This is a genomic window from Acidobacterium capsulatum ATCC 51196, assembly GCF_000022565.1.
GTDB classification, from domain to species: domain Bacteria; phylum Acidobacteriota; class Terriglobia; order Terriglobales; family Acidobacteriaceae; genus Acidobacterium; species Acidobacterium capsulatum.
This window is the reverse complement of the sequence record NC_012483.1, coordinates 3,450,442-3,463,847: the sequence shown is the minus strand read 5'-3', so window position 1 is coordinate 3,463,847 and position 13,406 is coordinate 3,450,442. Positions and strand designations below refer to the sequence as shown.

The 13,406-nt window shown below is 61.3% G+C and carries 13 protein-coding genes; 6 read left to right on the top strand and 7 right to left on the bottom strand.

Features of this window, described 5'->3' with window-relative positions:
• Positions 1–441: 441 nt before the first annotated feature.
• Complete coding sequence (locus tag ACP_RS18370) at positions 442–675, top strand: RNA chaperone Hfq (RefSeq protein ID WP_052294830.1); 234 nt, start codon at positions 442–444, stop codon at positions 673–675.
• A gap of 17 nt (positions 676–692) precedes the next feature.
• On the opposite strand, the gene ACP_RS14205 is transcribed toward ACP_RS18370, so the two are convergent.
• The gene (locus ACP_RS14205; protein ID WP_238525572.1) at positions 693–1,757 is read right to left on the bottom strand and encodes an L-threonylcarbamoyladenylate synthase; all 1,065 of its coding nucleotides are present in this window, start codon (positions 1,755–1,757) and stop codon (positions 693–695) included.
• Positions 1,758–1,851: 94 nt separating this feature from the next.
• Between ACP_RS14205 and ACP_RS14200 the strand changes: the two genes are divergently transcribed.
• A complete protein-coding gene (locus ACP_RS14200; RefSeq protein ID WP_015898034.1) occupies positions 1,852–2,424 on the top strand; it encodes a class IV adenylate cyclase in 573 nt (190 codons plus the stop codon).
• 175 nt (positions 2,425–2,599) lie between these two features.
• Here the strand turns inward: ACP_RS14200 and secA are convergent, their stop codons facing one another.
• From secA to ACP_RS14185, 3 genes are all read right to left on the bottom strand, one after another.
• Entirely contained in the window at positions 2,600–5,593 is a 2,994-nt protein-coding gene (gene secA, locus ACP_RS14195) for a preprotein translocase subunit SecA (RefSeq protein WP_015898033.1), read from the bottom strand.
• A gap of 81 nt (positions 5,594–5,674) precedes the next feature.
• Positions 5,675–6,607: a tyrosine recombinase XerC gene (locus ACP_RS14190; RefSeq protein ID WP_015898032.1), complete on the bottom strand. Its 933-nt coding sequence runs from the start codon at positions 6,605–6,607 to the stop codon at positions 5,675–5,677.
• Complete coding sequence (locus ACP_RS14185) at positions 6,604–7,512, bottom strand: tyrosine recombinase (protein ID WP_015898031.1); 909 nt, start codon at positions 7,510–7,512, stop codon at positions 6,604–6,606. The genes ACP_RS14190 and ACP_RS14185 overlap by 4 nt, the downstream gene beginning before the upstream one ends.
• A 158-nt stretch (positions 7,513–7,670) precedes the next feature.
• Here ACP_RS14185 and ACP_RS14180 point away from each other — a divergent pair, with 158 nt between their 5' ends.
• The 3 genes from ACP_RS14180 to ACP_RS14170 are packed head-to-tail and all read left to right on the top strand — an operon-like array spanning position 7,671 to position 9,683.
• On the top strand, positions 7,671–8,402 hold the full coding sequence (locus ACP_RS14180; RefSeq protein ID WP_041839612.1) for an HAD family hydrolase: 732 nt from the start codon (positions 7,671–7,673) through the stop codon (positions 8,400–8,402).
• A gap of 15 nt (positions 8,403–8,417) precedes the next feature.
• A complete protein-coding gene (locus ACP_RS14175) occupies positions 8,418–9,218 on the top strand; it encodes an ABC transporter substrate-binding protein (protein ID WP_015898029.1) in 801 nt (266 codons plus the stop codon).
• A gap of 33 nt (positions 9,219–9,251) precedes the next feature.
• Entirely contained in the window at positions 9,252–9,683 is a 432-nt protein-coding gene (locus ACP_RS14170) for a (deoxy)nucleoside triphosphate pyrophosphohydrolase (protein WP_052294829.1), read from the top strand.
• Here the strand turns inward: ACP_RS14170 and ACP_RS14165 are convergent, their stop codons facing one another.
• The 3 genes from ACP_RS14165 to ACP_RS14155 form a co-directional block, all read right to left on the bottom strand.
• Positions 9,684–10,922 (bottom strand): NRAMP family divalent metal transporter, encoded by a 1,239-nt coding sequence (locus ACP_RS14165; RefSeq protein ID WP_015898027.1) that lies wholly within the window; start codon positions 10,920–10,922, stop codon positions 9,684–9,686.
• A 104-nt stretch (positions 10,923–11,026) separates the two neighbouring features.
• A complete protein-coding gene (locus tag ACP_RS14160; RefSeq protein WP_238525571.1) occupies positions 11,027–12,271 on the bottom strand; it encodes a magnesium transporter MgtE N-terminal domain-containing protein in 1,245 nt (414 codons plus the stop codon).
• 132 nt (positions 12,272–12,403) lie between these two features.
• Positions 12,404–12,682, bottom strand: coding sequence for a hypothetical protein (locus ACP_RS14155; RefSeq protein ID WP_238525570.1), 279 nt, complete (start codon positions 12,680–12,682; stop codon positions 12,404–12,406).
• A 276-nt stretch (positions 12,683–12,958) separates the two neighbouring features.
• Between ACP_RS14155 and ACP_RS14150 the strand changes: the two genes are divergently transcribed.
• Entirely contained in the window at positions 12,959–13,399 is a 441-nt protein-coding gene (locus ACP_RS14150) for an ATP-binding protein (protein WP_015898024.1), read from the top strand.
• The last annotated feature ends 7 nt before the right edge of the window (positions 13,400–13,406 follow it).

The window sequence follows — 13,406 nt, the reverse complement described above, 5'->3', positions numbered from 1 at the left end:
TTCCCTTTTTGGCAACACTCTTCCCAATACGGTTTCTCTATCCGCAGCAAACGAAATAAAAGCCGTTGCGGTACGGCTTTATGAACGTCGGCAGCATCACAATCGGAAAGCACCACCGTGCATATCTGCGATACTATGGCGAACTTGCCTCATACTCTTGCGCGTCCACTCGGCGCTTCTTCCGGCTCATCAAGCCCGGAGCGCACGGCTAAATCCAGCCCAGATAAACCTGCGACACTTTCCACCCAGGCTCAAACTCCGGCGCGCGTAAACCCGCCAACATCCGCTGCGCCCAAGACCCGCAAAGTCGAAGATATTGATGCGAACCACTCGGGGCCGCGCAAACTCATCCGCCCTGTGGCGCCTGCGGGAGCAAAGGCACCCCGAAGCCGGTTGGAACGCGCTCAACCACCCATCCTGTCGCATCAGGAATGGAGCGTCATGCAGAATGCCTCCTCAGAGGGTTCTCATGCCGAGGCGTTTTACTTTCAGAAGCAGATGCAGAGCCAGACACCCATGGTGTTTATGCTCGATAGCGGAGAAAAGATTGAGGGCTGCATCGAATGGTATGACCGCTATGCCGTCAAGGTGCGTCATGCGCGGCGGCGTGTATTGATCTACAAATCATCGATCAAATACATCTACAAGGCAGCAGAGACCGCCGCCGGCCTCTGACCGATGAAGCTGGCTCCTCAGTCGTGCGTGCGGGCGGCCTTGCCCAGGCGGTCGCAGATTGCCCGCCCAATTCCTTTTGCCTCAGGCAAAGGACATACGATCAGCGTCAGACCTTCGGCATCCAGTTGACGCAGCCCGGCAAACAGGCGCTGGGCCAGTTCTTCCTTGTCTTCCCAGCGGCCCCACCGGTACACATGCGCGGCACAGCCAATGAGCGCGGTCTGAAAGCTTTCAGGCAGCATCACGCCTACTCGCTCGCCGATCCGTTCGGCATCCAGAACTGTCTCACGCAAGGCAGTCATCTGCGCTTCGCCCGCACCTTCTACCAATTGCAGCCGTGCACGCGGCGCATAGTGGCGCAACCCGACACCTGGCGAAGGCAGAGACTCCGGCGCGCTCTTCTCATGCGCTGGCTCATAATACTCGACACTGCCGGCGCAAACCGCGCGCAGCTGCTGTGCTGTCACCACTCCCGGCCGATAGATGATCGAATGATCAGCGCGGGGCTCAATGACTGTAGACTCCAGCCCATGGATGGTCTCGCCGCCATCCAGAATTGCGTCGATGCGCCCTTCCAGGTCCTCGGCCACATGCTGCGCAGTCGTAGGACTGATGCGGCCAAAGGAGTTGGCGCTTGGCGCGGCCACCGGAACTCCGGCTGCTTCGATCAGCGCCTGCGCGATAGGGTGTGAAGGCATGCGCACGCCCACCAGTGGCCTGCCCGCGGTCACCGCGTCAGGAACGTTGGCGCTGCGAGGCAACAGCATCGTCAGGGGACCGGGCCAGAAAACCTCTGCCAGCCGCTTTGCGTTATCGCAGAGTTCGTCAGCTACCTGGCTCAGCATTTCAAGACTCGAGACGTGCACAATCAGCGGGTCCCAGGCTGGGCGCTGCTTTGCCTCAAAAATGCCCGCCACTGCCGCGGCATCGAGTGCATTGGCTCCCAGCCCGTAGACAGTCTCGGTCGGGAAGGCCACCGTTCCCCCGGCGCGCAGAATCTCAGCCGCGCGCGCAATCGAGGCGTGAAAGTTCGCACTCTCCGGCGCCATGAGATCCACAGGTAAACGTAAGGTGAGCTTCATGCCTGGTTCACATCAAAGTTATCATGCGGCTTGAACTTGAACCGGTGATGTAAGACAGTTCTCTATCCGCCTTGCCGCGCATATACTTCACTGCATGATGGCTGTTGAGACTGAGGTCAAGTTCCGGGTGCACGATCTGGCCCACCTGGAGCAGCAGTTAGCTGCTGCCGGATTTCACCAGGTAACGCCCCGCACCTTTGAGCACAACTTGCTCTTTGACACTCCGGATCGCTCACTGCGCGCGCGGCAATCCATTCTGCGTGTGCGCCGTTACGGAGACCGGTGGGTGGTCACTCATAAAGCGGTGCCGCCCGGCGCATCGGCCGAGGACCGCCACAAGCACCGCATCGAGACAGAGACGGAGGTTGCGGATGGCGATGCCATGGGAGCCATCTTCACTGCCCTGGGATATGCTCCCGCCTTTACCTATGAAAAGTGGCGCACCGAATATGCCGACCACACGGGCCATTGCGTGATTGATGAAACACCTATTGGACTCTTTGCCGAGCTCGAAGGCCCCAGCGAATGGATCGATACCACCGCCGGAGCGTTAGGCCTCACACAGGACAATCTCATGACGCTGAGCTATGGGCGGCTCTTTGATGAATGGAGACAGCAGACCGGCAGTGAAGCACAGAATCTTACCTTTGCTGAAATCCGCTCGTAACCTGCCAGGTTACAAATGGACTCAAGCCTTCGCGCAGGTCTCCGATAAACTCTGAGGTGCCGCCTCGCATCCCCTTGTTGCGGGGCGTTGCCAACCCCATGGGGTTCTATCCCCCGGGAACCAAAAGGCAGAGCGCTCGCGCTCTGCCTTTGTTATTTCACAGGCGAAGGCCGGACTACGCTTCCGCGCCGTGGCACTTCTTGTACTTCTTGCCCGAACCGCAGGGGCAAGGATCGTTGCGCCCTACCTTTTCACCGACGCGCCGCGTATTGACCGCATCGCTGCCGTCGCCCCCACCGGCCATGCGCGCGTGGCTCAATTCCTGCTGCTTCTTCTTCTCGAACTCGCGCTCAATGGCATCAATGGTCGTCGAAGGCTGCCGGGTTGGAATCGCAGGCGGCGGAGGAGGAGCGGCCTGTTCGGGAATCGGCGCGCTGCCGTTCAACGGTGCCGGCTCCGCATGCACGACGCCGTTCGGCGAAGCATCCGCGGGGCGCAGCCGCGTGGGCACCTGCATCGGCTGGCCGTCGGGCCCCACAATCTGCATCAGGTACAGATAACGAACCGTGTCTTCCTGGAAGCGGTTCATCATCGCCTCAAACATATCGAAGGACTCGCGTTTGTACTCAATCAGAGGATCCTGCTGGCCATAGCCGCGCAGGCCGATGCCCTCCTTGAGGTGGTCCATGTTGAGCAGGTGGTCTTTCCAGAGGCCGTCGAGCACGCTCAGCATGATCATGCGCTCGTGGTAGCGCATCGGCTCCTCGCCAATGAACTGCTCCTTGGCGAGATAGCGCTCCTTGAGCCGCGAGAAGACTTCCTCACCCAGCTCATGCCGCGTCAGGTCTGCAACGTCGAGTCCGTCCACCTGATAATCAAAGCCGAAGTGATCGATCAGCTTCTTGCGGATCTCTTCCCAGTTCCACTGGTCGGCATGCTGCTTCTCCGGCGCGTATTCGTCAAAGATGCCGCTCAGGATATTTGGAACGTAATCCTCGACGATGAGCTCTTTCTGATCCAGCCCTGCCAGCAACTGGTTGCGCAGGCCATACACAGCCTCGCGCTGCTTGTTCATGACGTCGTCGTATTCCAGCAGATGCTTGCGGGCTTCAAAGTTCTGCCCTTCCACGGCCATCTGGGCTTTCTCAATCCGGTTGGAGATCATGCGTGACTCAATCGGCACGCCCTCTTCCATACCCAGCCGCTGCAGCAGCGTGGAGACCCACTCGCGCGCAAAGATGCGCATCAGGTCATCTTCGAGCGATAGATAGAAGCGCGAAGCGCCCGGATCGCCCTGGCGTCCCGCGCGGCCGCGCAACTGATTGTCCACGCGCCGTGATTCGTGGCGCTCGGTGCCGATGATGTACAGGCCGCCGGCGGCCAGCACCTGTTCGCGCTCCTGGGCGACGCTCGCGCTGTGCTGCGCAAAGACGCGATCCCAGTTCTCCTGGGTCGTTTCAAATTCCTGGCCTTGATAGTAGAAGCGCAGCATGCCCTGCGCCGCCATCGGATTGATCGCGCCCTCCGCGGGGCTGATCGAGCGGGCCATGCCCTTCTTGAGCAGCTCCTGCTTGGCCATGAAATCGGCATTGCCACCCAGCAGAATGTCGGTACCGCGGCCCGCCATGTTGGTGGCAATAGTCACCATGCCGAGACGTCCGGCCTGGGCCACAATCTCGGCCTCGCGCTCGTGGTATTTCGCGTTCAGCACGACGTGCTTGACGCCCTTGCGCACCAGAATTTGCGACAGCAGCTCCGACTTCTCAATCGAAGTGGTACCCACCAGCACAGGCTGATTGTTCTTGTTCAGCTCGGCAATCTGATCGGCCACGGCGAAGTACTTCTCTTGCGTGGTGCGAAAGACGACGTCAGGATTTTCCACGCGCAGCAGCGGGCGGTTCGTCGGAATCACAACTATTTCCAGCTTGTAGATCTTGTCGAATTCCGCAGCTTCGGTCTCCGCCGTACCGGTCATGCCGGAAAGCTTCTTATACAGGCGGAAATAGTTCTGGAAGGTGATGGTCGCCAGCGTCTGGTCTTCGCGGCGGATGTTCACGCCCTCCTTGGCCTCGACCGACTGATGCAGGCCATCGGACCAGCGGCGGCCCGGCATCAGGCGCCCTGTGAACTCATCCACGATGATGACTTCGCCATCCTTCACCACGTACTGCACATCGCGCTTGTAAAGCGAGTGGGCCTTGATGGCCGTCTCCACGTGATGCTTGAGGTCCCAGTTCTCCGGGTCGGCAATGTTGCCGATGCCGAGCAACTGCTCGATCTTCTCCCAGCCTTCGTCCGTAACCGAGATGGTCTTGTGCTTCTCATCGACGACAAAATCGCCGGTGAGAATCTTCTCCTCACCCTTTTCAATCTCCTCGCCCTGTTCGAGTGCCGGAATGATGCGATTCACACGCACATACTTGTCCGTGGTCTGATCGGTGGGGCCGGAGATGATGAGAGGCGTACGCGCCTCGTCGATCAGAATTGAATCGACTTCGTCCACGATGCAGTAGAAGTGCTTCCTCTGCACGCAGTCCTTGAGGTCAAACTTCATGTTGTCGCGCAGATAATCGAAGCCGAACTCGTTGTTGGTACCGTAGGTGATATCGGCGGCGTATGCCTGGCGGCGCTGTTCGTCGTCCAGGTCGTGCACGATCACGCCGACGGTCAGACCCAGGAACTCATAGATCTTGCCCATCCACTCGGCATCGCGCTTGGCCAGATAATCATTGACGGTCACCACGTGAACGCCGCGTCCGGCCAGGGCATTCAGATAGCACGGCAGCGTCGCGACCAGCGTTTTACCTTCGCCGGTCTTCATTTCGGCGATCTTGCCCTGGTGCAGCACCATGCCGCCAATCAACTGAACGTCAAAATGCCGCATATGCAGCACGCGCCGGCCGGCCTCGCGAACCACGGCAAAGGCCTCGGGCATCAGATCGTCCAGAGCGCGCTGTATGGCCTTATGCTGCTCATCCTCATCGTCCACGCCTTCAACTGCCTTGGCGATATAGGCGCGAAACTCCGCCGTCTTGGCACGCAACTGCTCATCAGAGAGCTTTTCGATCTCCGGCTCCAGGGCGCCAATCTGTTCCACGATGGGCAACAGGCGCTTCACCACGCGCTCATTGCTGGTTCCGAAAACTTTGGTTAGAACACTACCGATCAAGATGAATTTCCCTCACCCACTAGTGTAAACGGTGAGAGAGATTCCCCTTGATTTCACATGAATGGCCGCTGCTTCGCCCCGTTACTTCGCCCGAGGATGGGTGCGGTCGTACACAGCCTCCACCTGCCCAACGGTGAGCTGCGTGTAGCGCTGCGTCGTCGAGAGGCGCTCGTGGCCCAGCAGCTCCTGAATGGCCCGCAGATCGGCGCCTTCCTCCAACAGATGCGTGCCAAAGGCATGCCGCAGCGTGTGCGGATGCACGTCGGCCGGCAATCCCTGGGCAAGCGCCATCTGCTTCACAATGCGCCCCACACTGCGCGTCGTGAGCCTTCCCTGACCGCGCAGGCGCGCGTTCAGCAGCAGCGCAGCAGAATCCTTCCCGGCGGTGGCCAATTTTTGGTTGCGCTCCGGCAGATAAGCCCGCAGCGCCTGCGCCGCGGCGTCGCCAATCGGCACGTAACGCTCCTTGCGGCCCTTGCCGCGCACCAGGATGGCTTCGTTCGTCCATTGAATGTCTTCCAGGTTGATGCCCACCAGCTCCGCATTCCGGATGCCGCAGCCATACAGCAATTCCAGAATCAGGCGGTCCCGCGCCGGCCAGGCCGCCACTTCCTCGCTCGAAGCATCCACCAGCCGGTTCATATCCTCAATGGTGGGCACGCGCGGCAGATGCTTGGGCAGCTTGGGCGTTGCCACCAGCGCGGCCGGGCTCTGCTCCAGTTCACCGTGACGCGCCAGCCACTTGCACCATGAGCGAATCGCCGCCAACGCCCGCGCCGCCGAGGCCTTCGACAAGCCGCGCTCATACAGCTCGCCGAGATAGGCACGAATGTGCGTGTGCTCCATCGCTTTGACCCCGACATCCTTGCCCAGCAGCCGCTCGGCATAGGCGGCGAAATCCCGCAGCTCGCGCGTGTAAGCGCGCAGCGTGTGCGGGGACGAGCCACGCTCGTTCCGCAGGGCGGCCAGATAGGCCTCCACGCGCTGGTTCATCACGCCGTCGGGCTCGCTCATGAGCGCTTCCCTCGCGGATGATGCTGCCGCACCACGGCCTTCAGGTGCCCCAGCGCCACATGCGTGTAGACCTGCGTGGTGGCAATATCGGCATGCCCCAGAAAAGTCTGCACCGTTCTCAGGTCCGCGCCGTGCTCTACCATGTGCGTGGCCGCGCTGTGCCGCAGCATGTGCGGGCTGGCCCCATACTGGCGCACCAGCTTCCACACATATTCGCGGGTAAGCGGCTTGCCTCGGGCCGAAAGAAACAGTGCGCCTTGCGCCCCGCGCGCCTTACGGGCCAGTTCGGCGCGCCCCCGGTCAAGATATTGCCGCAGCGCCGCCACAGCCGGCTGTCCCAGCGGAACCAGCCGCTCCTTGTCGCCTTTGCCGCGTACCAGCACGCGCCCGGCATCGAGCGAGAGATCGGCCACGCGCAGCCCGGTCAGCTCGGAGACGCGCAATCCTCCGGCATAGAGCAGCTCCAGAATGGCGTAATTCCGCAGCGCGATTCCGTCCGCTTCGGGGTGCTCGGCCAGCAGCCGGGCCCGGTCAAGCATGGCCGTCATGTCCTCCTGGGCTAGAGATTTCGGCAGAATCTTCCACGCCGAGGGCGAATCCATGTTGATTGTCGGGTCCCGATGGATACGCTTGTCCAGAATCAGCCACTTATAGAAGCCCCGCAGGCACGACAGCTTGCGCGCCACCGAGCGCGAAACCACCCCATGCGTATTCAAATGCTCCAGAAAACCGGCCACATGCTCGCTGCGTGCATCCAGTAAAGCTGTATTCATGCTCTCCAGATACTCTGCGAACAGCAGCAGATCGCTCTGGTAAGCCTGGCAGCTCAGGGGCCGCAGACCTTTTTCGACGCGCAGGTAGCTCTGGTAGTCGCGTAGCAGGTCGGTCGTGCGGGTCGCAGTCACCACTTCATTATTCGGGAGATGCCGAGCCGCTCGCCACACGCGATGCATAAGGGAACCAACATGAGAATCACTTCCGTCACCAGCTCTTCCCTGCACGTCCCTGCTCAGGTGCATTTTCCACGCCCATCCCGCACAATAATCTTTGAGGAGTTTGCACTTTGACGACTTCAACGACCGCCTCACGCTACACGCTGCAGGAGTTTGAGCACGAAGTCCTGAATCTCGCTCCGCGCGTGGCCGTTTTTGACTGCGACGGCACCCTCTGGAGCGGAGATGCCGGCTACGGCTTCATGACATGGTCCATGGACGTGGGCCTGCTCTCGCGCAACGCCAGCGACTGGATCGACTCCCGCCATCGGCTCTATCGCCATGGCGAGGTCTCTGAGCTGCAGATTTGCGGCGAAATGGTGCAGGTTTACGCAGGCCTGCATGAGGACGAGCTGCGCCGCGCCGCCGCCGAATATTTCCAGCATCACATTGAGCCGCAGATCTTTCCTGAACTGCGCTCGCTCGTCGCGCTGCTGCAGGCGCGCGGCACCGAGATATGGGCTGTCAGCTCCACCAACAACTGGGTCATTGAAGAGGGCGTGCGCCGCTTCAATATTCCGGCCAGCCGCGTACTGGCGGCCTGTGTCGAGGTCGAGGACGGCATCATCACCAGCCAGATCATCGACGTACCCACGGATGAAGGCAAGGCGGTCGCCCTGCGCCGCACGGGCCTTCCCGAGCCCGATGCGGTCTTTGGCAACTCCGTGCACGATGCCGCCATGCTGGCCATCGCCAGGCGGGCTTTTCCGGTCAACCCTACCCCGGCGCTGCGCGACCTCTCTTGCGAGCGCGGCTGGACGGTCTACTACCCGGAAGCCGTCATGACGGACCACAAGGGCTGAAGGGCCAGAGGACCGGTGCGCCTGCTCTCGCTGCAGCCCAGCATCAGCGTCACGCTCGACGCGCTGGGCCGCCTCGACCATCTTGCCGCCTGCACCAAATATTGCCTTGTGGTCGTGCCCGCGCTCGCCGGGCGCGGCCTTCCGGTCGTGCAGGATTCCTGGTCGGCCCGCACCGAAGAGCTGCTGCCCCTGCGGCCCGATCTCGTGCTGGCCTCAGTCCCCTACCGCCAGGAATCACTCACCGCCATTCTCAAGGCCGGCGTGCCGGTGCTATTGCTGGCCCCTCACTCGCTCGCAGATATTTATCAGGACATCCGGCTGATCGGCTCCGTCTCCGCCGCCGCGTCTGAGGCCGAAGCGCTCATCGCCAGAATGCAGGCACAGATCGAGTCCGTGCGCCACGAGAGCGCCAGCCTGCCGCGCCTGCGCGTCTATTGCGAGGAGTGGGGCAAGCCGCTCATTCACTCCCAGGGCTGGGTCAAAGAGCTGGTAGAAGCCGCCGGAGCAGAATTCCTCGGCGAGCCCGGCTCGCACACCACGGCAGAAGCCGTCGCTGCCGCCGATCCGGACGTAATTCTGGCGGCTTGGTGCGGTGCCGGAGATCGCGTGCCGCTGGAGCGCATCGTGGAGCAGCGCGGCTGGCAACGTCTGCGCGCCGTGCGTGAAGGCCGCGTCTACTGCATTCGTGACGAATGGCTCAACACGCCCGCGCCCACTCTTTTGCGTGGGCTCGCGGCCATCGCGCAGGTCCTGCACCCTGAGCAATTTGATTCCCTTTTGCCTCCTGGAGACTTACGGCGCATCAAATTCCTGTAAAAAGACATTGAGAGATTTCATTCCGGAGAAGCGTTGACCGCTCAGGACACACAACCCGCTCCCCATCGCACGGTTCGCTACGTGGTGGCCGCGCTCATTCTGCGCGGAGAGGAAGTGCTTGTGTGCCAGCGGCGCCCGGACCAGCCCATGGGACTCAAATGGGAGTTCCCCGGCGGCAAGATCGAGCCGGGCGAAACCCCCGAAGAGGCTCTGCGCCGCGAGCTGAATGAAGAGCTGGGCATCGAGGCCACTATCGGCCAGCAGGTGGCGCACACGCGCCACACCTACCGCAACGGCGGCGCGGTCGATCTGCAGTTCTTCGCCGTGCACCAGTTCGAGGGCGAGCTGACCAACCGGATCTTCCACGATCTGCGCTGGACGCCCCTGCATACGCTGCCCAGCTTCGACTTTCTAGCCGCCGACCGCGACCTGGTGCGCGACCTCGCGGCGGGCAAGCTGCTGTAGCTAAAGCGTCTGCACCACCAGCACCAGCGACAGCGCGATCACCACAATCGCCGTGACCCATGCCACCACGTTGAACCAGTGCGAGTTTGTATGCTCTCCCATCAGGTCTTTCCGGTTGATGAGCATCAGCATGAAGATCACTACCACAGGCAGCAGCAATCCGTTCAGCGCTTGCGAAAAGATCGAGAACTGCACAATCGGGAAGTGCGGAATCAGCACCACCGCCGCGCCGCCCACGATCAGAATCGTGTAGAGCCAGTAGAAGAGCGGCGCTTCCTTGAACTTCTTATCCACGCCCGACTCAAAGCCCAGCCCCTCGCAAACGGTGTAGGCCGTGGAAATGGGCAGCACCGAGGCGGCGAAAAAGCTTGCGTTGAAGAGTCCGAAGGCGAAGAGCAAAAACGCATAATTGCCGGCCAGGGGCTTCATGGCAATGGCCGCGTCCGAGGGCACATTGATCTGTCCCAGCCCATGCACCCACAGCGTGCCGGCGCAGGCCACGATGATGAACCAGGCCACCACATCCGTGAAGATCGATCCCACAATCACGTCCGCCCGCGAGGCCGCGTAGTCCTGCACGCGAATGCCCTTCTCCACAATCGAGGACTGCAGGTAAAACTGCATCCACGGTGCGATGGTCGTGCCGATGATGCTCACCACCATCAGCAGGTAGCCGTTCTGCTTCCATTCGGTCTTGTGCGGCAACTGGACAGTCTTCATCCAGGAAAGGTGCCAGTTTGGCTCGGCTAGAATACCGGTCGCGATGTAGGCCAGGTAGAAGAGCGAGCCGGTCAGCAGAATCTTCTCGACGCTCTTGTAATCGCCCCGGACGGCGAGCAGCCACACCAGCAGCGCACACACCGGCACGGAGACATATTTGGTGAGATGAAAAAGCTCCAGGCTGCCCGCGATGCCCGCAAACTCGCCGATGACGTTGCTGTAGTTCACAATCACCAGCAGCACCATCATGATGAAGGTGATGCGCAGGCCAAATTCTTCGCGGATGAGGTCGCTCAGCCCCTTGCCGGTGACCACCCCCATGCGGGCGCACATCTCCTGCACCACAATCAGGGCCAGCGTAACGGGCAGAATGGTCCAGAGCAGCGAGTAGCCGTATTGCGCGCCTGCCTGCGAATAAACAAAAATCCCGTTCGGGTCATTGTCGATATTCGCAGTAATAAATCCCGGTCCGAGGACCATCAGGAACAACAGGATCCGGGTTCTCCAGCGTTTCAGCATCGCGGCGCGTTGTGCTCTCGGTCTACATGGGTTAGGAAAGCATCAGCTTCCTTGGCGAACATATCACGCGCGCATGAGGAAGAACGCGGATGCCGGAAGGCGAATCAAAGCCTTTCGCGCAAAAATGCGATCACGTGATCGGCCTCCACCACCCCGGCCAGCCGCCGCTCCTTGTCCAGCACGGGCAGAGCCCGCAGATTGTACTTGTCGAAGAGTTCCGCCACGTGATTCTGGTGCGCGTCGAGATCGCAGGTAATCAGGCGCGGCTCGCTCAGCACGCGCACCCGGGTCTCGGGCCGGGCAAGCATCAGCCGGGCCAGCGGCACCACGGCCTGCAATACGCGCTCCTCGTCGAGCAGGTAAATCTCGGTGATCGTCTCAAGATCGCCCTCAAACTCGCGCAGCGCCTCGATGCAATCGGCCACCGTTGCTTCGTGAGACGCCGAGACATACTCCGTCGTCATGCGGCCCGCGGCGGAATCCTCCCGGAATTCCAGCAGCTCTTCCACTTCCTGCCGCTCTTCCGGGTCCATCTCCTCCAGAATGGCTTCGGATTGCTCTTCGCTCAGGTCGGCGAGCAGGTCGGCCGCCGCCGAGGGGTCCATCTCCTCCACAATGGCTGCGGCTGTCTCGGTATCAAGCGACTGCATCAGCGACTTCTGCAGCTTGGGATCGACCTCTTCGAGGGCCTCGGCCGCTACCTCCTCGTCGAGGCTGGTCAGCAGCGCCTCGCGCTCGGCCGGAGCCAGTTCTTCCAGAATGTCTGCAATGTCGGAGGGATGCAGTTGCGCCAGCCGGTCGTGCTCAATCTTCAGCTTCACGCGCCGCGCCGGGTCCACTTCGATCATGTCCACGAAGTCCCACGGAATCGCGCTGGTCGGGATGCGCCGCACCAGGCGGTCCAGTGTCTCGGCCGGCATCAGCCCCAGCAGCAGCCGACGCGCGGCGCCGCGCAGGCCAATCTCCACTTCGGTGACACGCAGTTGCTCCAGTTGATGATCAGGATGCGCGTGCAGGTGCTCATGGCTCGCCCACTGCAGATCCACGTCGTTGACGCGCACCACCTTGCGGCCATGCACATCGATGATCTGCCGGTCGAGCAGATCCTGCCGCAATAAGATGAAGCTTTCTTCCTGCGTCAGGGGCCGCAGCATGGCTGCCGGGCGCAGTTCGAGCGCGCCGCTGGGCGTGCGCCGCAAGTCTATGGCGGAGACCACCTGCAGCCCATCGCGGCCCTTGACTACTAGGCCGACCACCTTGCCGGCCTCGGCGCCAGTCGCCACGGCCACATCTTTCACCTTGCCGCACAGGTGCCCGCTCGCCTCGGCCACCGGAGTGCCAAGCAACATAGTCAGGGTCGTACGGCTGTGCGGGGCGGCCATCGGGTCGATGGTAACAGGCCAGCCAGAGGGAAATCGCGCCTCGTCAGGAGGAGTTTTTCTCCCCTCCAGACGGGGCGACCTGAGGAAGGGCAAACGCCTCTAGTAGGGGCGGTGCGCGGCGTTGTGCTTCTTGTTGTAGATAGCTCGCGAGGTGCGGTTCTGCTGCCGTTGAATGCGAGCGCGATTGGCCGGCGTGAGATGCCCGTCATGGTTTGCACGCATGTGGCGCTCTTCATGGTTGATGCGCACTTCACGGCCTTCCAAATGCCGCGTTTCGCGCCCAGTGAGCTGACCGCTGCGCACGCCCTGCGCAATGCGATGCTGCTGCTCATACTTACGGTTCTGAGCGGTCCGGCCCGACTCCTGCGCAAGGGCCATGCTGGTGCTCAAAGCGAATAGGGCTATACCAAATAGTTTCCAGTTACGCGGCTTCATTTGCTTTCTCCCAGGTACTGCCTACTGCCAACTGCATGCCTCTTTGAACCCATCCCCTCTATAGAAAGTTGCGGCCGGTTGATGCCGTTTTCCTGCGGGAATTTACCGTTCGACGCATCCCGGGTCCAGGGCTGAAAACCGTTCCGCTTGACATCCCGTGGCTGAGCAAGCAAACTGCCCTCACAGGCAGGCTGTTCGCAAAAAGGCGAGGAAAGCTACTTGAAGGGAAAAGAGGAAACGCGTATCACCTACACGCTCGCATCCTCGCTCGACAGTGTCGACAAGGTAGAACAGACCGCCGAACAGATGGCGCGTCAGGCCGGCATCGATGACGACGAAACCTTCCGCATCTCCATGGCCGTGCGGGAGGCTGCCGTCAATGCCGTGCTGCACGGCAATGCATACGATCCGGACAAACGCATCACCGCAAGCTTTGAGAACACCGGCGCAGATCTGATCATCCGCATCACAGATCAGGGCGTCGGACTCGATCCGGCAACCTTACCCGACCCCCTCGCGCCTGAGAATCTGCTGCGCGGCTCCGGTCGAGGCATCTTTCTGATCCGCTCGTTCATGGATGAAGTACACTTCAGGCAATTGCATCCGGGAACTGAGCTCACCCTCATCAAGCATCTGGGGACTGCCAAACCAACTCTTTAACGGAGGA